The sequence below is a fragment of the Streptomyces sp. NPDC102467 genome, assembly GCF_044765445.1.
Classification (GTDB): Bacteria; Actinomycetota; Actinomycetes; order Streptomycetales; family Streptomycetaceae; genus Streptomyces.
This window is the reverse complement of the sequence record NZ_JBIWKA010000005.1, coordinates 429312-452588: the sequence shown is the minus strand read 5'-3', so window position 1 is coordinate 452588 and position 23277 is coordinate 429312. Positions and strand designations below refer to the sequence as shown.

Below are 23277 nucleotides of genomic sequence, written 5' to 3'. Positions count from 1 at the left end.
CTATGGCTCGACGCGGAATCGGGGCAGGAAAGGAGTCAGCTACACACCGCGGTGGCGACGCGCATCAGATCGATGGCCCGTCGTTTCCGGAATCGCCGGCAGATCCACATGCCGTCGAAGTTATCCACGCGCCAATTCCCGGTCAAGGCAATGCGGTTGACTGGCATCCGGCCGCAACGAACCCTTCATGGACCCGCCATACGCGCGGGTCGGGCGCTGACGACAACCTGTTGGTGCAGCGCGATCCGGCCCGCCGCCGTCACCCGGCGTCGGGGTGGTCGAGGCCGAGGTGGTGACGGAGGGTGGGGCCCTCGTACTCGGTGCGGAAGACACCCCGTTCCTGGAGGAGCGGGACGACCTGGTCGGCGAAGGCGTCGAGGCCGCCGGGGGTGATGTGCGGGACGAGGATGAAGCCGTCGGCGGCGTCGGCCTGGACGAGTTCGTTGATGGCGTGGGCGACGGCGGCCGGGGAGCCGACGAAGTTCTGCCGGTTTCCGGTGTGGATGACCAGATCACGGATGGACCATTTGTTGGCGGCGGCGAGTGCGCGCCACTCGCGGGCGGTGGCCAGCGGGTCGCGGTACATGCGGACCTGGGCCCGCCCCTCGGCGATGTGCCGCTCGCTGACATCCGGGTCGATGTCGGGGAGGGGCCCTTCGGGATCGTACGAGGTCAGGTCGCGGTTCCAGACGAACTCGAGGTGCTTGATCGCGGTGGCTCCGCTGACCTGGCGGCGTCGCACGTCGCAGGCGAGCTCCTCGGCCTCGGCGTCGGTGTCACCCAGTACGAAGGTCGCGGCGGGCAGGATCTTGAGCTGATCGGGGCGGCGCCCGTACGCGGCGAGTCGGCTCTTGACGTCCGTGAAGAAGGCCTGGCCCTCCTTGAGCGTGGCGTACCTGCTGAAGATCGCGTCGGCGCTCGACGCGGCGAACTCGCGCCCCTCCTCGGAGTCCCCGGCCTGGAAGATCACCGGGCGGCCCTGGGGCGAACGCGGGACATTGAACTGGCCGTGGATGTCGAAGTGATGGCCGGTGTGGACGAAGGAGCCCGCCTTCGCGTCGTTCAGGAAGATGCCGGCGGCCTGGTCGGCGAGGATCTCGTCGCCGCGCCAGGAGTCGAAGAGTTCACCGGTCGTGGCCAGGAACTCCTTCGCCCGCGAATAGCGCTCGTCCTGGGGGAGGAATCCGCCGCGGCGGAAGTTCTCACCGGTGAAGGCGTCCCAGGAGGTGACGACGTTCCAGGCGGCGCGTCCGTCGGAGAGGTGGTCGAGGCTGGCGAACTGGCGGGCCACTTCGTAGGGCTCGTTGAACGTGGAGTTGATGGTGCCGGTCAGTCCGAGGTGCTCGGTGACGGCGGCGAGCGCGGCCAGGACGGTGAAGGTGTCGGGGCGGCCGACCACGTCCAAGTCGTATATCTCACCGCCCTGTTCACGCAGCCGCAGCCCCTCGGCGAGGAAGAGGAAGTCGAACTTGGCGCGTTCGGCGGTCCGCGCGAAATGCGCGAACGAGCTGAACTCGATGTGGCTGCCGGCCTTCGGATCGCTCCACACGGTGGTGTTGTTGACGCCGGGGAAGTGCGCGGCCAGATGGATCTGCTTCAGTGGCTTGCTCATGTCGTACGTTCTCCGTCCGGCTCAGGCGGTCGCGGTCGCGGCGTAGCGGTTGGCGGGGCGGGCGAGCCCGAGCAGACCCCGCAGGGTGTCGGCCTCGTAGGCGCGGCGGAAGGCGCCCCGGCGCTGGAGTTCGGGGACGAGGCCGCGGGTGATCGCCAGCAGGTCGTGGCCGACCACGGCGGGCCGCAGCCGGAATCCTGTCAGCCCTGCCGACTGCAACTCCTGTAGCAGGTCGGCGAGTTGGGCCGGTGAGCCCGCGAAGACGCGCGCGTCGCTGGTGTAGGGGGTTCCAGCGACGGTGTCGAGCCGCTCTCGGCGCGCGTGCGCGGCGGAGGGGTCGTCGTCGAGGAGGACGACAAGGTCGCCGAAGACGTGCAGCGGCTGCTCCGCGCGGCCCGCGGCCTCCTGCCCGGCACGGATCTCGGCGACGATCGCACGGCCCTCCTCGACATCGCCCGGGGTGACGTAACCGATGTCGCCCTGCCGGGCCACCAGCCGGTACGGGACGCTCTGGTGGGCGAGGGCGCTGACGACGGGCTGGCCCTGGGGCGGCCGGGGAGTGATCGAGGGGCCCTTCACGCTGAAGTGACGGCCGTGGAAGTCGATGTAGTGCAGCTTGTCGCGGTCGACGAAGCGGCCGGTGGCCTCGTCCCGGATCTCGGCGCCGTCCTCCCAGCTGTCCCAGAGGCGGCGGACCACCTCCACGTAATCGGCGGCCTCGTCGAAGAGGTCGGCCGCCAACTCCCCCGCGTCCTCGGCCTTCTGGGCGTCGAGGAGCGGGATCGCGCGGCGGCCGAAGTGGGCGGCCTCGTCCGGGCGGGCGGAGACCTGGACCCGCAGCCCCGCCCGTCCGCCGCTCACATAGTCGAGGGTGGCGATGGCCTTGGAGATGTGGAACGGCTCCGTGTGCGTGACCACCGTGGTCGGCACCAGGCCGATGTGGCGGCTGAGCGGCGCGATGCGCGCGGCGAGCAGGACGGCGTCGAGACGGCCGCGGACCTGGTCGCTGCGGCCGTCGGGTGCGAAGCGCTGGGAGGACTGCAGGCCGAGCCCGTCCTCGAAGGTGACGAAGTCGAGCAGCCCGCGCTCGGCCTCGGCGACCAGGTCCGCCCAGTAGGCGGCGGTGAACAGGTCGCGGGGCCTGGCCACCGGCTCGCGCCAGGAGGCCGGGTGCCAGCCGGTGCCGTCGAGGGCGACGGCGAGGTGCAGCGGAGGGATCGATGCTGAGGACACAGCTGTGCCTTCCTGAAGGGTCCGTACGAGACCGACGGCCCGGCGGGTGACGAGCGCGGGGCGCGGCGGCGGGGAGCGTCGTGGGACGGGGCCGCTGTCGGCGGCCGGTGGGCTGCTCTCAGGGCCGACAGAGCGCGGCGGCAACGCGCTGCAGATCGATGTACGGCCGGGAGTGGAGCAGGACACGGCGGCGCGGGGTCATCGCGTGCGGGCGGGACTCGTGTCGCATGCCCCACCTCCGTCCGCCCCGGGGGGCCGGTGCCGCCCGGCGCATCTCGTCATCGTTCACAACGGCCGCGTCCCGCCGGCTGTTCCTGGCGTCGAACCGGGGGTGCGCCACGGAACGGGGAGAACTCACCCGTCCATGTCTAGCAGGCAGATGAACGACGGATCATTGCGGACGTATGAAATCTGGCCCTGGCCAGGCACATACGAAGGGCGCCCCCGTGGATCGGGGGCGCCCAGCGTCGGTTCGGGGTGCTATGCCAGGGGTGTGGCCCGGATCGCGGAGATGTCGAACTGCAGCCGGACCTTCTCGCTCACCATGGTGCCGCCGGCCTCCAGGCGCTGGTTGTAGACCAGGCCCCAGTCGGTACGGTCGATGGTGGTGGTGCCGTCGAAGCCGGCCCGCTCGAAGCCGAACGGGTCCAGGACCGAGCCGAGGTAGTCGAGTTGCAGCTCGACGGGCCGGGTGACGCCGCGGATGGTGAGGTCGCCCGCCATGCGGAAGGTCTCGCCGCCCTCGTGGACCGTGGAGGTGCTGCGGAACACCATCTCCGGGTGGCGCTGCGCGTCGAAGAAGTCCTTGCCGACGAGGTGCGCGTCCCGCTGTTCGACGCCCGTGTCGACGCTGGCGACCTTGATGACGAGTTCGGCCCGCGACTCGGCGGGCCGGGCGCCGTCGAAGTACAGCGTGCTCTCGTAGTCGGCGAAGGCACCGCGCACCGTCGTGACCATCGCGTGCCGCACGGAGAACCCGATGCGGCTGTGCGGGCGGTCGACGGTCCACTGCCCGGTCAGTGCGCGCAGCGCCGGGTCCAGCGCGACACCTGCGGCCGCGGACGCCGGGAACGGCGTACTGGGGCCGACGGCCGGCGTCGGTTCGAGGGTCGCGGTCGGGCGACGACTGAAGATACCCATGATGTCGACGTCTCCTTCGAGTCTGATCACTCCGTGCTATCACGCGGGCAGTTGGCACCCCGGAGCGAGATGGGCTGCCTCGTCCGGGTTCCATGTAGCGGCCTGCAAAGATGCACAGGATCAGCACGATCGTGATGCACGGTCGGGTACCCAGACGTCACGCACGGTCATACGGGAGGGATCGGACGTCACGTCCCGGTCCGCTACGCGTCGCCGCCCATCTCGAAGTGCCTGCCCGCCGCGACCACTGCCTCGACGGATTTCAACGCGCCGAGGTCGGCCAGCGGATCCCCGTCGACCACGAGCAGGTCGGCGCTGAAGCCGGGAGTGATTTGTCCTGTCTCGTCGCCAACTCCCAGGGCGCGTGCGGCTTCTGTGGTGGCCATCGCGAGGACGCGTTCCCTGGACAGGCCCAGGTGCTCGTAGAACGTGAGGCTGGACGGCAGTCCGTCGAAGCCCGTGCGCTGCACCCCGGCATCGGTGCCCGCGATGATCCGTGCCCCCGCGTCGGCCATCTGTCGTACGGCGCCGAACATGGCCTCGGCGCGCTCGGCGCCGAAGATCTGCGGCAGCATCCGCCAGTGCGGGCTGACCGTCGGGCAGACGTGGATGCCCTGCTCGACGATCCGGGCGAGCACGTCCGCACGGACGTCGGTCCCGGTGGGCGTCATCCAGGTACAGTGCTCGATCGTGTCGACACCCACCTCGACCGCGGCGGCGATGCCCTCGGTGCCGTGCGCGTGCGCGGCGACCGGCAGTCCGGCGCGGTGCGCCTCGTCGACGAGCGCCGCCAACTCGTCCTGCGTGAATTGCGATTCCCAGCTGTCGGCGCCGCCCTTCGTGAGGCCGCCGCCGGTCGCCATGACCTTGATGACCTTGGCGCCGGCCTTGATGTTGCGCCGTACGATGCGGCGCACCTCGTCGGGGCCCGTGGCCTCGCCGCCGAGGAACCAGCAGTGGCCGCCGGGCGGCGTGACGGGCGTCCCCGCCGAGATGATCCGCGGGCCCGGGACCTCTCCCGCGGTGACGGACGCGGCGAGGCGCAGGGCGAGGCCGCCCCGGTCTCCGAGGTCGCGGGCGGTGGTGACGCCGGCGCTCAGCAGGTGGCGGGCCCTGGACGTCATGGCGGTGAACAGCGCCTCGTCGTCCTGTTGTTGCAGCGTGACGACGGGGTCGGTGCCGCCGTCGAAACAGAGGTGGACGTGGGCGTCGATCAGTCCGGGCAGCAGGGTTCCGGCGGGGAAGGCCAGCCGGGGCTCGTCGGGCCGGGTGAGGCGCTGCACTTCCTCACGCGGGCCGACGCAGGCGATGGTGCCCTCACGGACGAGTACCGCCCCATCGGGAAGAGGGTGTCGGTCGGCTCCGGCCAGGACGTGAGCGGCGGTGAGGAGCATGGAGGGCTCTCTTTCGCTGGTACGGAAGGGAAACGTACCGTCCGATCGTTCCGGCCCGAGCGCTCCCGCGCCATCACCCACCGGGTGATCAACTCGGCCCTCCACAGGCCCAGTTCGAAGGGGAGGACCTGCTGCGGGCCCGGGCGGCGAAAGGGGTGAACTCCATGTGTCCGTACGCAGGTGGACTCGCGGAGTCCGTCAACCAGGCGCGGCGCGTTCCACCGGTCCGGGTGACATGTGCATCCATGGCGGAACATGGCATATCGAGACTCGTTCCTCTTGATGTGAGTACGTCGGCGCCCCTGCGTCGTGGCGACGGGACTGCTGCAATTCCGGCGCACTCGCATCGCCCCGGCGCGTTCCTCGAACCAACGCGCCGGGGCGTGTCACGTCAAGCGGCCTTCGTGGTGAAGTAGTGCCCCTTGTCGAGGTCGTCGAGGAGCCCGGGCTGCGTCGGCTGCCAGCCCAACAGCTCGCGGGTGTACGCGCCGGAGGCGGGGCTGTCCAGGCCGAGGAACGCGGCCAGCCAGGTGAAGTGACCGGGCGCGTCCTCGGCCGGGATCGAGGTGACCGGCAGCTCCAGGTGGCGCCCGATCACCTCGGCGACGGAGCGGATCGGCACGCCCTCGTCCGCGACCGCGTGCAGGGTGGAACCCGCGGGCGCGCTCTCCAGCGCCAGACGGAAGAGGTGCGCCGCGTCCGAACGGTGCACGGCGGGCCAGCGGTTGGCGCCGTCCCCGATATAGGCGGAGACACCCTTGTCGCGGGCGACGGAGACCACGGTGGAGAGAAATCCGTGGTCCCCGTCGCCGTGCACGGTCGGCGGGAGTCGGACGACGGACGAGCGGACGCCGCGGTCGGCGAGGGCGGCCACCGCGTGCGCGTTGGCCATGCGCTTGGCAGGGCCGCTCGGGTGGTCGCCGAGCGGAGCTCCGGCCTGACCGTCCCGTTCCGTGGCGACCCGCCCCGGCACCAGCCCGAGCACCCCGGACGCGATGAGGAACGGGCGGTCGGACCCGGCCAGCGCCTCGCCGAACGCGTCGATGGCCCGCCGGTCCGCGTCCGCGGCGGCCTCGAAGCCGCCGCTGAACGCGATGTCGTGCTGGAAGGCCAGGTGAATCACGCCGTCGGACGCGGCGGCCGCGTCGCGCAGGGTGTCGAGATCGTCGAGCGTGCCGCGGACCACCTCGGCTCCGGCCTCGGCGAGCGCCCCGGCCGAGGCGTCCGATCGTGCGAGCCCGACCACCTGGTGACCTGCGCCGATGAGCTCCGGAACGACGGCTGAACCGATCCAGCCGGACGCGCCGGTGACGAAAACACGCATGTGAAGACCCTTCGCATACCTAGCGATGTCAGTGACTGCCATCGACGGTAACACTGATGTCAGTCACCGTCATCACATAGAATCGGGCCATGAGCCGATGGGAACCGAACGCGCGCGGCCGCCTGGAGCAGGCGGCCCTCGACCTCTACAGCGAGCGCGGGTTCGAGCAGACCACCGCCGCACAGATCGCCGAACGCGCCGGTCTCACCGAGCGGACGTTCTTCCGGCACTACGCGGACAAGCGCGAGGTGCTCTTCGCGGGCGCGCCCCTCCTGGAGAAGCTCTTCGTCGACACCCTCGCCGAGACCGGGGAGAAGACCGCGCCGATCGACGCGATCGCCTCGACCCTGAACGCCGTCGCCGCCGTCTTCCTGGACCGCTACGAGCACGCCCGGCAGCGCCAGGCCGTCATCGTGGCCAGCTCGGAGCTGCGCGAACGCGAGTTGATCAAGCTCGCGTCGCTGTCCGCGGCGCTCGCCACCACACTGCGCGGGCGCGGCGTCGACGAGCCTGCCGCGAGCCTCGCCGCGGAGGCGGGCGTCGCCGTGTTCAAGGTCGGGTTCGCGCGCTGGATCAACGGTGACGGAGAGCGGCCGCTCGCGGAGTTCCTGAGGGAAGCGCTGAGCGAGCTCAAAACGGTGGCCACGGGCAGCTGACCGCCCGCACAAGAGAGGGCGCTCCCTGTACGTGCAGGGAGCGCCCTCTCTTGTGCGCGCGGTCAGATCGTGGTGGGCGGCCCTCGCTCACCGGTCCGGGCTCACCACCTCGACGTCGACCTAGATCTTCACCTGCACCTTGGCCTGAAGGACCTCGTCGATGCTCTCCTCGCGCCAGCGGCGCAGCAGTTCGTGGAAGGCGACGGCGCCGTGCGGGTACGCGGTGGGACCGTTCGGGCGGCCGCGGCCCTCGCGGTTGTAGTAGCCGGGGGTGCACTCGGCGTGGAACCACGCGTGGTCGGGGGCGTCCCGCGCACAGACCCCGATCCAGGCGTCCTCGGCCTCGGAGGTCGGCTCCAGGACGGCGCCCTTCTCCTCCGCGGCGACGACCAGGGCGGCGGCGTGCACGGCCTGCTCGTCCAGGATGTGCGAGAAGTTCACGCTGCTGGCGTTCTGCAGCGAGCCCAGCTGGATCAGGTTGGGGAACCCGTTGCTGGTGAAACCGTGCAGGGTGCGCGGGCCCCGCTCCGCCCGTGCGTGCAGGAGCTGCACGCCGTCGCGGCCGGCCACGGGCAGCTTCCCCGAGGTGACACCAGAGACGCCGACCGAGAACCCGGTGGCGAACACCAGGCAGTCGACCTCGTACTCCACCCCGCCCACGACGACGCCGCGCTCGGTCATGCGCTCGATGCCGTGGGTCTCGGCGGTGTCCACGAGGACCACGTTGTCCCGGTTGAACGCCGGCAGGTACTTGTCGGAGAACGTGGGGCGCTTGCACGCGTAGCGGTACCAGGGCTGGAGGGCCGCGGCGGTGGCCGGGTCGGCGACCTCGGCGGCCACCCGCTCGCGGATCTGGTTCATGGTGGCGTGGTCGGCGGCCTCGTACGCGGCCTCGAAGTCCGGCTCGCCGTCGCGGCGGAAGCTGGGCAGCAGCTTCTCCAGAAGCGCGGCGGACTCCGTCCAACGGTCGGTGACCAGGTCCTCCTCCGCACCCTCCCCGGAGACGATCCGCAGGAAGTTCTCGCGGCGCCCGGCCGCCCAGCCCGGCCGCTCCGCGTCGACCTCCTGCGGCGTCATGCGCCGCTGGCCGCGCACGTCCACGGCGGAGGGGGTGCGCTGGAAGACATAGAGGCGTTCGGCGTCCTCGGCCAGCATCGGGATGACCTGCACGCCGGTGGCGCCGGTACCGACGACACCGACCCGCTTGCCCGCGAGGCCCGTCAGGCCGCCCTCGGGGCTGCCGCCGGTGTACCCGTAATCCCAGCGTGAGGTGTGGAAGGTGTGGCCCTTGTAGTCCTCGATCCCGGGGATGCCGGGCAGCTTGGGTTCCGAGAGCGTGCCGGTGGCGGTGATCACGTAGGTGGCGCGGAACGTGTCGCCTCGGTCGGTGGTGACCACCCACTGATGCGCGCTCTCGTCCCACGTGAGGGAGGTGACCGCGGTGGAGAACAGAGCGTCCTCGTACAGGCCCGACTGCTCGGCGATGCGCACCGCGTGCTGCCGGATCTCCTCGCCCGGGGCGTACTTCCACTCGGGCACGTACCCGGTCTCGTCGAGCATCGGCAGGTAGATGTGCGACTCGATGTCGCAGTGGATGCCCGGGTACCGGTTCCAGTACCAGGTGCCGCCGAAGTCGCCGCCCTTCTCGACCACGCGCACCTTCGCCACGCCCTGCCGGCGCAGGCGGGCGCCCGCCAGGATCCCGCCGAAGCCGCCGCCGACTATCGCGACGTCCACCACGTCGTGCAGCGGCTCGCGCTCCACCGCCTCGCCGACGTACGGGTCCTCGGCGAAGTAGCCGAACTCCGCGGTGGTGGCCCGGTACTGGCCCGGGCCCTCAGGGCGCACCCGGCGTTCCCGCTCGAAGCGGTAGCGCTCGCGCAGCGCCGCCGTCTCCTGCGGGGTGGGCGGGGAGTCGCAGTGCGGCAGGGTCATCGGCCGGGTTCCTCTCGTGGGGGAAGAGCGTCGGGCGCCGCACGGGGGTGGGGCGGCGCCCGCTCTGGGCGTCCCGCACGGCCCCCGGTACCGTAACCCAACAACCGGACACCATTGTCCGGTAGCGGTGAGGTCACGCCACGCGCCCGCACCGCGCCACGAGTCGACTCGACACGAAAGGCCCCCGATGTCGGACGTCACCCCCACCTCCCCGCTGCGCGACTGGCTGGCTGATCCCGCCGCCGGACAGATCCTGCGCGGCATGCTGGCCTCCCAGGGCCAGAGCGAAGAGGCCCTCTCCCCCGCTCTCGGCCTGCCGTTGGAGCAGCTCGTGAAGATGTCCGGCGGGAAGTTCCCGCCCGAGCTCGTGGACGTCCTGGTCACCGCCGCCGCGACCGGCCTGATTCCGGAGGGGCTGCCCACCGCTCCCCCGGCCTCCACCGCCGATACGGCAGCGCAGCCCGACCCCGGCGTCGAGATCGGCGCTCCCGAGCCGTGGGCCGAGCAGGTCACGCCCGGCCGCTTCGACGGCCAGACCGTTGTCGTCACCGGCGCCGCCTCCGGCATCGGCAAGGCCGTCGCCTCCCGCGTCGTGCGCGAGGGCGGCCGGGTGATCGCCGTCGACGTCTCCGAAGCCGTCGCGGCCCTCGCCGCCGAGCTGGGCGAAGCGGTCGTCCCCGTCACCGCGGACATCACCGCGCCCGCGTCCGCCGACGCCGTCCTCTCCGCCGCGGGCGGCCGCGTGGACGCCCTGGCGAACGTCGCGGGCGTGATGGACGACGACGCCGCCGTCCACGAGGTCGACGACACGATGTGGGACCGCGTCATGCGCGTCAACGTCGACGGCCCCATGCGTCTGATGCGCGCCGTGGTGCCCGGCATGCTCGCCGCGGGCGGTGGCCGGATCGTCAACATCGTCTCCGAGGCCGCCCTGCGCGGTTCGGCGGCCGGCGCCGCCTACACGGCGTCCAAGCACGCCCTGGTGGGCCTGACGAAGTCGTCGGCCTACCAGTACGCGGGCACGGGTGTACGGGTCAACGCCGTCGCCCCGGGCGCGGTGGCCACCGGCATATCGGTCCCCGCGCCCGCCCCGTACGGCTCGGCCCGCACCGCGAAGATGCGGGTCGCGATCCCCAGCCTGGCCATGGCCGAGGAACTGGCCGCCTCCATCACGTTCCTGCTCAGCAAGGACGCGGTGAACATCAACGGCGCGATCCTGCCGTCCGACGGCGGCTGGTCGGCCGCCTGAGAGCCGGCCGCCCGGGACCGCGCCCGGACCCGGGGCCACCACACTTCTCCCGCACACCACGCCGTCCGGCCCCGTCGGACGGCGGGAAGGAGCACCCCTCCGCATGACCACGTACCGCGCGCCCCGCACCCTGGCGGGCCTGGCCGCCGCCGGCCTCCTGGCACTGACCGGTTGCGGCACCGAGTCCACCGACGCCGCCGCCAGGAACCCCGCACCGTCCGGTGAGGGCAGAAGCATCCGGGCCACCAAGGTCGCGCACGTCACCGACGTGCACGAGGCCACGGGGATGACCCTTCTGGAGGGCCCGGTCCTGGACGGGGACGGCAACCTGCACGTCGTGGACGTCACCGCGCCCGCCGGTGAACCCAAGGTCATCTCCGTCGACGTGACCACCGGCAAGCACCGGGGTGTCTACACCGACAAGACCGGCGCGTACACCTCCGCGCAGGTCAGCCCGTACGACGGCCGCGAGTACCTGACGGACTTCGCCACCGGATCCGTCGTCAGCATCGCGCCGGACGGCTCGGATCCGCGCACCTTCTTCTCCGGCAAGGTCGACGGCTCCGCGATGACCCCCGACGACATCGCCTTCGACGACGACGGCAATCTGTACGTGAGCGACGCGCACGGCACCGAGCCGGACGAGACGGACGGCCGCATCGTGCGCATCGACCGCGACGGGAAGAAGACCACGGTCCTGGCCGACGGGCTCGCCCAGCCCAACGGAGTCATGTTCGACCCCGGGCTGCGCGGCCTGTGGATCAGCGAGCTCGCCAAGGACACCATCTCCTACTTGCTGCTCGACGCCGACAAGACGAAGGTGACATCGCGGCACGAGGCCATCCACGTCGACGGCGGCCTGGCCCAGACCGACTCCATCGCCGTGGACGCCGACGGCAACCTCTACCAGGCGCTGCACGGCCGGCCCGCCATGGCCGTCTTCAGCAAGTACGGCGCGCGCCTGGCCACCGTCGAGGTACCCGCCAAGGACGCCGAGGGCCTGCAGTCGGCCACCAACGTCGCGATAGCGCCGGGCCGGACGGCGGCGTACATGACCGTCAGCGGCTCCGACGGCGGATACGTCTACAAGTTCGCCGCCCTGGCCGAGGGCATCCGCCAGTCCAACGGCGGCTGACCCTCACTCCTCGACCGCTGCCCCCACGGGCCGCACCGGCCCCACCTCGACGCCGAGCAACCGCCAGGCCTTCAGGGCGATGCGCTCCCGCTCGGCCAGGGTGGGTCCTGCGACGGCCCCGGAGACCATCGCGACCGCGAGCATGAGGTCGTCGGCGGAGAGGCTGTGGCCGGCGGGAAGACAGCGGGCCAGAACGGTGTGGACGCGTCCGGCCAGCGCACGGGCTTCCTGGCCGTCGCCGCGTACACGCAGCAGGTCGACGAAGGCCGTCGACCGCGTCAGGTGCCAAGTGACCACGCCCAGCACGCTCTTGAGGCTCGCACCGGGTTCGGCGCCGGCCTGCTCGATGTGCTGGACGTTCTCGTCCAGGACGGCGGACGCCAGCGCGACCCGGTCGGCGAAGTGCCGGTAGAGACTGCCCTGCCCCACGCCCGCACGGCGCGCGACGGCGGACAGCGGGGCGTTCAGACCCTGCTCGGCGAAGACCTCGCGAGCGGCGGTGATGAGGGCGGCCCGGTTGCGGGCCGCGACCCGTCGCCCCTGGTTGGCCGGCCGGCTGCCCCGTACGGCGTCCGGGTCCTGGGCGGCCGGCTGCGGTTCCTGAGGCTCGGCGGGGGTCGTCACCTGGGCAGCGTAGTACGGGCCCACCGCGCACCGGCCCTCCAGTGCGCCGCCCGCCGTACGCGTACCAGCACAGGTGGCGCACACCGCGGGGCTGTCCCCCGTGCAGGCCCCGGCCGCGGCCGAGCCGGCCGGGAAGTCCGGCAGCCAGATGCGCGCCATGATCGAGGGCTCGGGCACCGATCTGCTGGTCGACGGCGGTGTGGTGGCGGCGACCCGCTCGGCAGGGCAGGCACAGCGGTAGGAGGTGGCTGCTCACGTCACGCTGGGTCCGCCGAGGTACTTCCCGTGGCTGTCGTACGGCCACGCGTTGGCGCGGCAGCCGCGCAATCCGTCGATCTGCTGCATCATCGCCGGAGCGGGGAGGCCGGGGCCCGGGCAGGTCTCGTGACCGTGGCCGATGCGGTGCCCGACCTCATGGTTGATGATCAGGGCCCGGTACTCGTGCAGAGGCCCGGAGAACTGCGGGGAGCCGGTGTTCCACCGCTTGAGGTTCACGATGACCTGGTCGCCGACATCGCAGTTGACCTCACCGCGGGTGTGCAGCCCGGCCGCACCGCAGATCCGGTCCACGGTGTCCGGCGTCGCGATCTTCACCTCGAAGTCGTACGAGCCGGAGGAGACCAGCCGGAATCCGTCCCGGCCATTGGCGGTCCAGCCGCGCCGGTCACCGAGGATGCCGTGGATCTCCGCGGCGGCGCTGTTCGCCGAGACGCCCGTGCCGGCCTCCACCTCCACCTTGTAGCGCCGGACGGTGCCCGTACCGACCGCCTTGCCGGAGGCTGTGGCGGTGGTGAACGATCCCGATCCCGGCCCGCTCCGCGAGGTGGACGTATCGGAGGGGGACTTATCGGAAGGGGACTTATCGGAAGGGGACGGAGCCACGTCGTCCGGTTTCTGCGACGCCGCTGCGACGTCCGGTCGCTGCGGGACACCGGCTTCGCGGGTATCCCGGGGCCGGTCGCCTCCGGTGGCCGACCGGGCGGCGCCGTCGTTGCCGTACAGCACCAGCGCGGTCAGCGCAGCCACGAGCGCGAGCGCGGTCACCCAGAGCAGGCGCACCCGGCGGGCGGGCGAGCGGCGGGCACGGTGCGAGGTGGCATCGCCCGCCGTTTCGAACGGGCCGGTTCTCGCGGGGCGTTGGGCGGAGGGCATCTTGGCATGGCGCATGGCCCCAGGCTGCGAAGCCCATGTGATGGGACGAGGCGCACATGGTCACAGACGCGTAACGAGACACGCGGCGAACGGCCAGTAAGACCATTGCGTAACGGCTGCCGCCCCCGGCCCCCGCTCGCCCAGGCACGGAAGATCGTGGACGCATACTGAGGGCATGTCCCGCGTACTGCTCATCGAGGATGACGACTCTGTCCGCAGGGCCGTCGAGTTGGGGCTCAGGCGCCAGGGCCACGAGGTCCGCACGGCGGTCACCGGCGAGGAAGGGCTGCTGCGGCTGGCCTCGTTCCGGCCCGATGTACTCGTCCTCGACCTGATGCTGCCGGGGATGGCGGGCCTTGATGTCTGCCGCCGGGTGCGGGAGAGCGAACAGTTGCCGATCATCATCGTGACCGCCAAGGGCGATGACGTGGACGTGGTGGTGGGCCTCGAGGCGGGCGCGGACGACTACGTCGTCAAGCCGGTACGGGCCCGGGTCCTCGACGCCCGCATCCGCGCGGTGCTGCGCCGCGCCGACGCCCCGGTGCCGGCGGGGGACGGGCCGCGCGTCGAGGCGCACGGTCCGCTGGCCATCGACCGGGCCGGCCTCTCCGTGACCCGGCACGGCGTTCCCGTCCTCCTCGCTCCCTCCGAGCTGCGCCTGCTGCTGACCCTTTCCGCCTCGCCCGGCCAGGTGTTCAGCCGGCAGCAACTGCTCGAAGCCGTCTGGGAGCACAGCTACCACGGTGACATTCGACTCGTCGACGCCTGCGTCAAACGGCTCCGCTCCAAGCTGGGCGAATCCCGCGCGGAGCCCCAGTGCATCGAGACGGTACGCGGCTTCGGCTACCGCTTCCGGCCGGCGTGAAGGGCGACGTGAAGGGCGACGCGAGGGGTGACACAACGGCTGACGCAACGGGTAACGCAACAGGTGACACAACAGGCAACGTAAACGTCGGCGTCACAGAGAACCGGGGCCCACGGAAACCGCTGGCCGCCGCCCGGCGTTCCCTCAGCGGCCTCCGGGTCCGGCTGCTCCTCTCCTTCGTCCTGGTCGCCGCCGTCAGCGCGCTGGGCACCGGCGCGCTGACCTTCCGGGAAGCGCGCACCGGTGTGCTGCAGCAGAGCCAGGACACCGTGGTCAACCAGTTCCGGCAGAGCGTCGACACCCTGATCCCCACGGTGCCCGCCACTCCGACCCAGGACGATCTCGACGATCTCGTGACGCGGCTCGCGCAAGACCACCGGGCCGAGGGGTGGCGGGTGCGGGCCACGTACGGCCGGATGACGGCGGCCTCGGCCCCGTCGTCCGGTTCCGACGAACTGACGCCGTCACTACGGAAGTCGGTCACGTCCCGCGCCGTCGCCGTGTTCCAGCGCGTACGGGCGGACGGCCGGTCCGTGCTTGTCGTCGGCCTCCCGGTCACCTACCCCGAGGACAGCTACACCTCCCGCACCCTGTCCGGCCTGTCGCTCTACCTCGCGGTGCCGCAGCGGAGCGAACAGGCCTACGTCAACGCGCTGGTCACCGCGGTCGAACGCGCCACACTGCCCGCACTGGTCCTCGCCGTCCTGCTGGCACTGCTGCTGGCCCGGGGAGTACTGCGTCCGGTACGGGCGCTGCGCGGGGCGACCCGCCGCATGGCCACCGGGCAGCTCGACACCCGGCTCGCCGTCCAGGGCTCCGACGAACTCGCCGACCTCTCCCGGGCGTTCAACGAGACCGCCGCCGCGCTGGAGGAATCCGTCGCGGAACTGCGCCGGATGGAGGACCGGGCCCGTCGCTTCGCCGCCGATGTCTCGCACGAACTGCGGACCCCGCTGGCCGCGATGACCGCCGTCACCGACGTCCTCGCCGACGAGGCGCCTCTCCTCGAAGGCGACACGGGTGACGCGGTACGCCTCATCACCGAGGAGACGGTGCGGCTGACCCGGCTGGTGGACGATCTGATGGAGATCTCCCGCTTCGACGCGGGAGCGGCCGAACTCCACGCGGACGAGATCGACATCGCCGAGTCCCTGCGGCAGACCCTCGCGGCGCGCGGCTGGCTCGCGGACGTGGAGGCGGACCTGGCGGACGGCGTACGTGCCCGGGTCGATCCCCGCCGTCTCGACGTGGTGGTGGCCAACCTGATCGGCAACGCGCTGCGCCACGGCCGCCCCCCGGTGACGCTGACCCTGTACCTCACGAACGGCGGGGACGGAGGGGGCAGCGGGGACAACAGGGAGGGCGAGCCGTACGGGCCCGGCCGGTGGGTGGTGATCGAGGTGGCCGACCGTGGCCCCGGCATCGCCGAGACGGCGCTGCCCCACGTCTTCGACCGGTTCTACAAGGCGAGTTCGGCGCGGGCCCGCAGCGAGAGCAGCGGTCTGGGGCTGGCCATCACAGCGGAGAACGTTCATCTGCACGGTGGCCGGGTGCACGCCGCCAACCGGTCGGGCGGCGGCGCGGTCCTCACCGTCGCCCTGCCCGCGCCACCCCGTGAGACGCAAGAGACGGACGCCGGGCAACATGGCGAAGGGAGCCCGGAATGAGAGGGCGAGTACGCCGGACCGCGCCGGTCCTGGGCCTTGCGGTCCTCGCCATCGGCCTGGCGGGATGCGGGGTCCCACCGTCGGAAGTGGTCGAGGTGGGCGAGCCGGCGACCGGGTTGCACCCCGCGACGGAGGTCTACTTCCTGATCAGGGACACCGGGGTCTCCCGTTCGGCGGAGCCCGGTTCGGCCCCGGCGCCTGCCACTGACCCCGGCGGGGTCGGCGGAACGGCCGACGGCGACCCGAGCACCGCGGAGCGAGCGACGCCGAGTGCCACGGCCGGGGCCGGTGCTCTGCACGCGGTGCCCCGTCCGGCGGCATCCGGCACCGACCCGGTCTCCTATGCGGTACGGCAACTCGCCGCAGGTCCGACCGCAGGGGAAACCGACGGGCTGACCACGGCCCTGCCCCGCCTCAAGAACCCGTCCCGGGTCACGGCCGAGACCGGCCGCCGCGCCGACAGCCTCGTCGTCCGCTTCCCCGCGGGCACCGCACGGCTGACCGAACCTGCTCTGCGACAGGTGGCCTGCACCGCGGCCCGGGCCTACCACGCGCAGCGCACCGCGGGCGGGCAGAACACGACGAAACCCGCCGCGGTCCCGGCCCCCACGACGGGCGAGGCATCCCCGGCGCACGGCCTGGTCAAGATCTGGGTCACCGACCGGCACGGGGCCGCGGACAAGAAGGCGAGTGACGGCTGGGAGGTCACCGTGACGAACAGCGCGTGCCCGTCATGAGGAGCAGAGGAGTCGGCTCTCAGGCCGACAGAGGTCGCCGCACCCCATCGGTGGACTCCCTGACGCGCAGCCAGTGCGGCGCGACGTACACCTCGAAGGGCAGGGGCTCGTCCGAGGTGATGCGCGCGGCCAGGCACTTCACCGCCATGGAAGCGATGGCCGACATGTCGGGGACGAGGGACGTGAGGGGCGGAGTGCTGTACAGACCCTCTTCCGAACCGTCGATGCCCGCGACAGCCACATCATCCGGGGTGCGCAACCCGGCCTCGTAGAGAGCGTGTTGTGCGCCGACGGCCAGCATGTCGCTGAAGCAGAAGACCGCGTCCGGGCGCGACTCGGGTGGCAGCGACACGAGCGTGCGCATGGCCTGCAGACCGTTGCGTCGGTCGAACTCCCTGATGGTGGGCGCGAGTCGGGGGTCGAACGTCAACCCCGCCTCATGCAAGGCGAGTTGGAAGCCTTCCAGCCGCTGGCGGCTGGTCGCCGAGGCGTGCTGGTCCACGCCGATGGCGGCGATCCGAGTACGGCCGAGACCCGCGAGATGCGCGGTGACCTCGCGCGCCGCGGCCACGTTGTCGATCAGCACGTGGTCGGCCACGACGCGATCGCGCTCGTAGTTGCGCTCGCCCAGCAGGACCAGCGGGAACCTGTCGGCGACATGGGCGAGTTCGTCCAGCGAGGCGCGCAGCGGCGACAGGATCACGCCGTCGAGCAGGGACGCGCCGACGCCCGTCGCCAGCCGCAGTTCCTCGGTCGCGTCGCCCAGGGTCTCCTCGATGAGGACAGTGAGGCCCAGCGCGGCGGCTTCCACCCGTACGTGGTGGGCGAGTTCGGCGAAGTAGGGCGTGGCCAGGTCCGGGACCGCGAGACCGATCAGTCCGCTGCGCCCGGTCCGCAGCTGCCGCGCCGACGCGTTCGGCCGGTAGCCGAGTTCGTGCACGGCGCGCAGCACACGGGTCCGCGTCGCGTCGGACACGCGCGGGGCACCACGTACAACGTTGGACACGGTCTTGATCGACACGCCGGCGTGCTCCGCCACGTCCTTGAGCGTCACAGCCGCCACCGACCAGCCCCTATCACCAGAGTTTCCCCAGATTATGCACGACAGCACCTCCGTTGACGGCATCCGGGCCGCCTCCGCCCCATTGTCGGCCGTTGCCGACCGAAGCCGTTCGTTGCCTTCTGATGCCGTCCGTTGCCGACGAAGGGTTGACCCCGTGGAGACACGGCGGTTACAACGTTGGAACACGTGGCAAGCGCTTGCTGTCGCTGTCCCTCCGGGGACACGTGCGCAGGCCGGCGCTGCCCGAACGCGCTGCTCGCGGCGCTCCGTCCGTCCGCCTCCTGAGAGGGCCCGCATGTCTCCCCACCGCTCGAACACCCCACTGCGCGCGGCCGTGGTCGGCACGGGAGGTATCGCGCGCTCCAGTCATCTGCCCGCGCTGCACGTCCTGGCCGCCGAGGGCGAGGTGGACGTCGTCGCAGCGGTCGATGTCGACGCGGACGCGGTGCGCGCGTTCGCCGACGGGGCGGGGATCCCGTACGCCGCGACGGATCTCGACGCGATGCTGGCCGAAGTACGCCCGGATCTCGTGGTGTTGTGCACGCCGCCCGCCGTGCACCGGGAGCAGTCCGTGGCCGCGCTGCGGGCGGGCGCCTGGGTGTGGTGCGAGAAGCCGCCCTGCCCGTCGCTGGGCGACATCGACGCCGTCCGGGCGGCCGAGCCGGGCGGTGACGCCGACCCGTACGCGTCCATCGTCTTCCAGCACCGCTTCGGATCCGGCGCGCGTCACGTCGGCCGGCTGCTGCGGGCGGGAGCGTTCGGGCGGCCGCTGGTGGCCCACTGCCAGACCACCTGGTACCGCGATGCCGCCTACTACTCCGTTCCGTGGCGCGGCCGTTGGGCCACGGAGGGCGGCGGCCCCGCCATGGGGCACGGGATCCACCAGACAGATCTGCTGCTCGACCTGATGGGCCCCTGGAGCGAGGTGCGGGGCATGGCCGCGCGGCTCGTGCACGACGTGGAGACCGAGGACGTGTCCACCGCGCAGGTGCGCTTCGCGAACGGCGCCCTGGGCACCGTCGTCAACAGTGTGCTGAGCCCGGACGAGGTCAGCCGGATCCGGCTCGACTGCGAGCACGCCACCATCGAGCTCACGCATCTGTACGGCTACCGCAACGCGGACTGGCGCATCACCCCCGCTCCCGGCGTCCCGGAGGAGACGGTGGCCGACTGGCGGGACTTCGGCGCCGACGAGCCCAGTTCGCACCTGGCCCAACTCCGCGTGCTGGTCGCCGACATCAGGGCGGGCCGCCGGCACGGCACCAGCGGCGACGGCGCGCGGCGGACGCTGGAGTTCATCAGCGCCGTGTACAAGTCCGCCTTCACCGACGCCCCCGTCCGCGCGGGTGAGATCGGCCCCGGCGACCCCTTTTACACCGACCTGCACGGTGGCGCCCCCGGCTGGGCGCCCGCCACCCCCGGCAAGGAAGAGGCCCCCGTATGACGCTCGCACTCACCCACGCCCACGGTGACCGCATCACTGTGACCCATGAGGCCACAGGGACCGAGCTGTTCGCCTATGTGTACCGGCCCGAAGCAGCGTGGGAGGCGCCCAAGCCTTATCTCCACCCGATCAGGACCCTGGCCGGCGCACTCGTCACCGACTACCGGCCCAACGACCACCGGTGGCACAAGGGCCTGCAGATGACGGCCTCCCACCTGTCGGGCCAGAACCTGTGGGGCGGCAACACCTACGTGCACGGCGACGGGTACCTCGCCCTGCCGGAGAAGGTGGGCTCGATGGCGCACGTCGCCTTCGAGGAGGTCTCCGCCGCGGGCGACGGCGCCGTGCTCGCCGAGCGCCTGACCTGGCACCCGTACGACGGTGAACTGTGGGCGGAGGAGGAGCGCCGCATCGAGGTGCGCGACGTCGACGCGGAGGCCGGCAGCTGGTCGTTCACCTGGACCTCGGCGGTGACCAACCGGCGCGGTGAACCGCTGCGCTTCGGCAGCCCCACCACCCATGGCCGCCCGGCCGCCGGGTACACCGGACTGTTCTGGCGCGGCCCGCGCGCCTTCCGTGACGGCCGTGTCTTCACCGCGGAGGCGGACGGCGGTGACCTGATGGGCAGTCAGGCGCCCTGGCTCGCGTACGTCGGTGAGCACGACGGGCGCGACGGCCACGCCACGGTCGTCTTCGAGCACGCCCCGGGCAACGACCACGCGGGCGACAAGGGGACGCACCCGGCGCACTGGTTCGTGCGCAGCGACCCGTTCGCCGCGGTCGCGCCGTCCTGGGCGTTCCACGAGGAGCTCGTCCTCGCCCCCGGCGACACCCTCTCCCGCGCCTACCGGGTGACCGTCGCCGACGCCGCCTGGGACCGCGAGCAGGTCACCGCCCACCTCGCGGGGCACACGTGGTGAGCGCGCCGCGTCGGCCGGCTTCCCGCCGGGCCTTCCTCGGCGCGGCCGCCGTCGGCCTCGGCACGGCCCTGACCTCCACGCTCTCCGCGTGCTCCGCCGCGAGCGGCACCGCGTCGGGCGGCGTCACCCTCCGGTTCTCCTGGTGGGGCAACGACGATCGTGCCGCGCGCACCGAGAAGGCGGTGCGGCTCTTCGAGAAGGAGCATCCCGGCGTCACCGTCCGCACCTCGAACGGCGAGTTCGGCTCGTACCTGCAGAAGCTGGCCACGCAGGCCGCGGGCGGCGGCGTGCCCGACGTGGTCCAGCTCGACTACCGGCAGGTCTCCCAGTACGCGGGTGGCGAGGCGCTGATGCCGCTGGACGACGTCATCAAGGACGCGACGATCCGTACCTCGGAGATGGACAAGGGTCTCCTGCGCACCGGCACGTACCGGGGCGGGCAGTACGCGCTCCCCATGGGGCGCGGCATCACCGGTTACGCCTACGACTCCGTCGTCTACAAGAAGGCCGGTATCCCCACCCCGCAACCGAGTTGGACGTGGGAGGACTGGGCGCGGAACAACAGGAAGATCGCGGCCCTGGGACTGAAGTCCCCGGACGGGCGCGCCGTCTCGGGTTCCAACGACGGCGGCGGCAACGAGGACGTCTTCGAGGACTGGCTGCGCAGCCGCGGCGGCGCCCTCTACAGGAATCAGACCGAACTCGGGTACACCGAGGACGACTTGACCGCCTTCTGGTCGTTCTTCGGCAAGCTCCGCGACGAAGGCGCCATCGCCCAGGCCAGGGACAGCACGCAGGCCATCAGCACGGAGACCTGCCCGATGGGCCGGGGACTCGCGGCGTCCGACTTCACCTGGGACGCGCCGTTCCCCGGCTACCCGGCCCTGCTCGGTGACAACGTCCACTTCGCCCCGGTTCCGACGACGGACGGCCGTCAAGGCGTGTACTTCAAACCGAGCATGCTCCTCGGCATCGGCGCGCACAGCGAACACCCCAGGGAATCGGCCCAGTTGATCGACTTCCTCCTCAACGACACCCGGGCGGGCGACATCCTCGGCTTCTCCCGCTCCACCCCGCCCAACCGGACGATCGCCGCGCGCGTCGCCAAGACGCTCAAGGGCCCGGAGCGGGAGATCTACGACTACGCGCAGACGCTGGAGAAGTACGGCGTCGACCTCCCGCCGACCGCACCGCCGCGCGGCGACCTGGCGATCCAGGCGGGCTTCGGCCGCGCCTACGAACGCGTGATGTTCGGCCGGGCGACGCCCCGACAGGGGGCCCGCGAACTCATCGACGTGGCGAACCGGGAGTTGAGGTCATGAGCACCGTCTCGACGACGAAGGCGCCCGCGCGCGCCGACAGCGCGACCGGCCCGCGCCCGCCGGCCCGCAAGCGGCGCCAGGTCCGCGAACGGCAGTGGCCCGCCTACGTGTTCCTCTCGCCCTGGATGATCGGCGCGGTCGTGCTGACCCTCGTGCCGATGGCCGTGTCCCTCTACCTGTCGTTCACGGACTACAACCTCTTCGACCCGCCGCACTGGGTGGGCCTGCGTAACTACACGGAGATGCTCACCGAGGACCCCCGCTACTGGCGGTCGGTCGGCACCACGATGCTGTACGTCGTCGTGGCCGTCCCGCTGAAGCTGGGCCTCGCCCTCGGTGCGGCGATGCTCCTGAAGAACCTCGGCAGGGGCCGCGCCTTCTACCGTTCCGCGTTCTACGCGCCGTCCCTGCTCGGGGCGAGCATGTCCATCGCGCTGGTGTGGCGGGCGATGTTCAACGACGGCGGCACGGTCTCCGCGATCCTGGACTCGATCGGCATCCACGGCGGCGGCTGGGTCGGCAACCCCGACCTCGCGGTGTTCGTCGTCGTCCTGCTGACGGTGTGGCAGTTCGGGGCGCCCATGGTGATCTTCCTGGCGGGGCTGCAGCAGATCTCGCCCGATCTCTACGAGGCCGCGTCGCTCGACGGGGCAGGCCGCCGGCGGCAGTTCGTCTCCATCACGGTGCCGATGCTGTCACCGGTCGTCTTCTTCAACCTGGTGCTGGAGATCATCAACTCCTTCCAGGTCTTCACCCCCGCCTTCGCGGTGAGCGGGGGCAAGGGCGGCCCCGCCGACTCCACGATGTTCTACACGCTCTACCTGTACGAGCGCGGCTTCACCGCCTCGCACATGGGCTACGCGGCGGCGATGGCCTGGATGCTGCTGATCGCCATCGGCGCGATCACCCTGATCCTCTTCCGGACGTCCCGGTCCTGGGTCTTCTACGCGGACGAGGAGGGCCGATGAACATCGCCATGAAGCGGTGGCTGCCGCACACCACGGCGGCCGTGTGCCTGCTGGTCCTGCTGTACCCGCTGGCCTGGCTGCTCGCCACCTCGCTCAAGCCGGCCGACGAGGTCGTGACCAGCCTCGACCTGTGGCCCAGCCACCTGGAGTGGTCGAACTACACGACTGCCCTCGACGGAGTCTCCGGCATCAGCGTCACCCGTCTGCTCGGGAACTCACTGCTGATCGCGGTGGGCGCCGTCGTCGGCAACGTCCTGTCCTGTTCCCTGGCCGCCTACGCCTTCGCCCGGCTGCGCTTCCGGATGAGCAAGGTGATGTTCGCCTTCATGGTGGCGACGCTGATGCTGCCGCACCACGTCGTCCTGATCCCGCAGTACATCATCTTCAACCGGCTCGGCCTGGTGGACACGTACTGGCCGCTGATCCTGCCCAAGTTCCTTGCCACGGAGGCGTTCTTCGTCTTCCTCATCGTCCAGTTCATGCGCGGCCTGCCGCGCGAACTGGAGGAGTCGGCCCGCATCGACGGCTGCGGTCCGTTCCGCACCTACTGGTCCATCACGCTGCCGCTGACCCGGCCCGCGCTGATCACCACCGCCATCTTCACGTTCATCTGGACGTGGAACGACTTCTTCACGCAGATGATCTATCTGTTCGCGCCGGAGAAGTACACCATCACGCTCGCGCTGCGCAGCTTCGTCGACCAGTCGAGCACCTCCGCGTACGGGCCCATGTTCGCGATGTCGGTGATCTCCGTGCTGCCGATCGTGCTGTTCTTCTTCGTCTTCCAGCGCTACCTGGTGCAGGGCATGGCCAGCTCCGGACTGAAGGGCTGATCCG

22 protein-coding genes are annotated in these 23277 nt (G+C 71.4%); 12 read left to right on the top strand and 10 right to left on the bottom strand.

The window, feature by feature from the left end; all coding sequences use genetic code 11:
- Positions 1-259: 259 nt before the first annotated feature.
- The 6 genes from ACIREE_RS13115 to ACIREE_RS13090 all read right to left on the bottom strand — a co-directional run bounded on the left by ACIREE_RS13115 (position 260) and on the right by ACIREE_RS13090 (position 6703).
- Positions 260-1612 (bottom strand): NtaA/DmoA family FMN-dependent monooxygenase, encoded by a 1353-nt coding sequence (locus ACIREE_RS13115; RefSeq protein ID WP_404150397.1) that lies wholly within the window; start codon positions 1610-1612, stop codon positions 260-262.
- A 21-nt stretch (positions 1613-1633) separates the two neighbouring features.
- Positions 1634-2845 carry an LLM class flavin-dependent oxidoreductase gene (locus tag ACIREE_RS13110; RefSeq protein ID WP_404150395.1) on the bottom strand — a complete coding sequence of 404 codons (1212 nt, stop codon included), beginning with the start codon at positions 2843-2845 and terminating at the stop codon, positions 1634-1636.
- Between the two features lie 118 nt (positions 2846-2963).
- Positions 2964-3074 carry a putative leader peptide gene (locus tag ACIREE_RS13105; protein ID WP_404150393.1) on the bottom strand — a complete coding sequence of 37 codons (111 nt, stop codon included), beginning with the start codon at positions 3072-3074 and terminating at the stop codon, positions 2964-2966.
- Positions 3075-3325: 251 nt separating this feature from the next.
- The gene (locus ACIREE_RS13100) at positions 3326-3985 is read right to left on the bottom strand and encodes a YceI family protein (protein ID WP_404150391.1); all 660 of its coding nucleotides are present in this window, start codon (positions 3983-3985) and stop codon (positions 3326-3328) included.
- A gap of 203 nt (positions 3986-4188) precedes the next feature.
- The gene (locus tag ACIREE_RS13095; protein ID WP_404150389.1) at positions 4189-5379 is read right to left on the bottom strand and encodes an amidohydrolase family protein; all 1191 of its coding nucleotides are present in this window, start codon (positions 5377-5379) and stop codon (positions 4189-4191) included.
- 391 nt (positions 5380-5770) lie between these two features.
- Positions 5771-6703, bottom strand: a complete 933-nt coding sequence (locus tag ACIREE_RS13090) for an SDR family oxidoreductase (protein WP_404150388.1) — start codon at positions 6701-6703, stop codon at positions 5771-5773.
- Between the two features lie 89 nt (positions 6704-6792).
- Here ACIREE_RS13090 and ACIREE_RS13085 point away from each other — a divergent pair, with 89 nt between their 5' ends.
- On the top strand, positions 6793-7359 hold the full coding sequence (locus tag ACIREE_RS13085; RefSeq protein ID WP_404150386.1) for a TetR family transcriptional regulator: 567 nt from the start codon (positions 6793-6795) through the stop codon (positions 7357-7359).
- 120 nt (positions 7360-7479) lie between these two features.
- On the opposite strand, the gene ACIREE_RS13080 is transcribed toward ACIREE_RS13085, so the two are convergent.
- Complete coding sequence (locus ACIREE_RS13080; protein ID WP_404150384.1) at positions 7480-9294, bottom strand: flavin-containing monooxygenase; 1815 nt, start codon at positions 9292-9294, stop codon at positions 7480-7482.
- Positions 9295-9481: 187 nt separating this feature from the next.
- On the opposite strand from ACIREE_RS13080, the gene ACIREE_RS13075 reads away from it, so the two are divergent.
- Entirely contained in the window at positions 9482-10543 is a 1062-nt protein-coding gene (locus ACIREE_RS13075; RefSeq protein ID WP_404150383.1) for an SDR family NAD(P)-dependent oxidoreductase, read from the top strand.
- Between the two features lie 103 nt (positions 10544-10646).
- A complete protein-coding gene (locus ACIREE_RS13070) occupies positions 10647-11678 on the top strand; it encodes an SMP-30/gluconolactonase/LRE family protein (protein ID WP_404150381.1) in 1032 nt (343 codons plus the stop codon).
- A 3-nt stretch (positions 11679-11681) separates the two neighbouring features.
- Here the strand turns inward: ACIREE_RS13070 and ACIREE_RS13065 are convergent, their stop codons facing one another.
- On the bottom strand, positions 11682-12302 hold the full coding sequence (locus ACIREE_RS13065; protein WP_404150379.1) for a TetR/AcrR family transcriptional regulator: 621 nt from the start codon (positions 12300-12302) through the stop codon (positions 11682-11684).
- A gap of 73 nt (positions 12303-12375) precedes the next feature.
- On the opposite strand from ACIREE_RS13065, the gene ACIREE_RS13060 reads away from it, so the two are divergent.
- A complete protein-coding gene (locus tag ACIREE_RS13060) occupies positions 12376-12543 on the top strand; it encodes a hypothetical protein (protein ID WP_404150378.1) in 168 nt (55 codons plus the stop codon).
- Positions 12544-12554: 11 nt separating this feature from the next.
- Here the strand turns inward: ACIREE_RS13060 and ACIREE_RS13055 are convergent, their stop codons facing one another.
- Positions 12555-13469 (bottom strand): DUF3152 domain-containing protein, encoded by a 915-nt coding sequence (locus tag ACIREE_RS13055; protein WP_404150376.1) that lies wholly within the window; start codon positions 13467-13469, stop codon positions 12555-12557.
- 160 nt (positions 13470-13629) lie between these two features.
- Between ACIREE_RS13055 and ACIREE_RS13050 the strand changes: the two genes are divergently transcribed.
- From ACIREE_RS13050 to ACIREE_RS13040, 3 genes are all read left to right on the top strand, one after another.
- Entirely contained in the window at positions 13630-14319 is a 690-nt protein-coding gene (locus ACIREE_RS13050) for a response regulator (protein WP_404150374.1), read from the top strand.
- A gap of 122 nt (positions 14320-14441) precedes the next feature.
- Entirely contained in the window at positions 14442-15986 is a 1545-nt protein-coding gene (locus ACIREE_RS13045; RefSeq protein WP_404150505.1) for a sensor histidine kinase, read from the top strand.
- On the top strand, positions 15983-16723 hold the full coding sequence (locus tag ACIREE_RS13040) for a hypothetical protein (RefSeq protein WP_404150373.1): 741 nt from the start codon (positions 15983-15985) through the stop codon (positions 16721-16723). Before ACIREE_RS13045 ends, ACIREE_RS13040 begins: the two co-directional genes overlap by 4 nt.
- A gap of 19 nt (positions 16724-16742) precedes the next feature.
- Here ACIREE_RS13040 and ACIREE_RS13035 read toward each other — a convergent pair whose 3' ends face one another.
- Positions 16743-17786 (bottom strand): LacI family DNA-binding transcriptional regulator, encoded by a 1044-nt coding sequence (locus ACIREE_RS13035; protein ID WP_404150371.1) that lies wholly within the window; start codon positions 17784-17786, stop codon positions 16743-16745.
- Positions 17787-18081: 295 nt separating this feature from the next.
- Here ACIREE_RS13035 and ACIREE_RS13030 point away from each other — a divergent pair, with 295 nt between their 5' ends.
- Genes ACIREE_RS13030 through ACIREE_RS13010 form a run of 5 tightly spaced genes read left to right on the top strand, consistent with a single transcriptional unit; the run spans position 18082 to position 23273 of the window.
- A complete protein-coding gene (locus ACIREE_RS13030; protein WP_404150370.1) occupies positions 18082-19230 on the top strand; it encodes a Gfo/Idh/MocA family protein in 1149 nt (382 codons plus the stop codon).
- Positions 19227-20150 carry a PmoA family protein gene (locus tag ACIREE_RS13025; protein ID WP_404150368.1) on the top strand — a complete coding sequence of 308 codons (924 nt, stop codon included), beginning with the start codon at positions 19227-19229 and terminating at the stop codon, positions 20148-20150. The genes ACIREE_RS13030 and ACIREE_RS13025 overlap by 4 nt, the downstream gene beginning before the upstream one ends.
- The gene (locus ACIREE_RS13020; protein WP_404150366.1) at positions 20147-21472 is read left to right on the top strand and encodes an ABC transporter substrate-binding protein; all 1326 of its coding nucleotides are present in this window, start codon (positions 20147-20149) and stop codon (positions 21470-21472) included. Before ACIREE_RS13025 ends, ACIREE_RS13020 begins: the two co-directional genes overlap by 4 nt.
- Positions 21469-22440, top strand: a complete 972-nt coding sequence (locus tag ACIREE_RS13015; protein WP_404150364.1) for a carbohydrate ABC transporter permease — start codon at positions 21469-21471, stop codon at positions 22438-22440. Before ACIREE_RS13020 ends, ACIREE_RS13015 begins: the two co-directional genes overlap by 4 nt.
- The gene (locus tag ACIREE_RS13010) at positions 22437-23273 is read left to right on the top strand and encodes a carbohydrate ABC transporter permease (protein WP_404150362.1); all 837 of its coding nucleotides are present in this window, start codon (positions 22437-22439) and stop codon (positions 23271-23273) included. The genes ACIREE_RS13015 and ACIREE_RS13010 overlap by 4 nt, the downstream gene beginning before the upstream one ends.
- Positions 23274-23277: the final 4 nt, after the last annotated feature.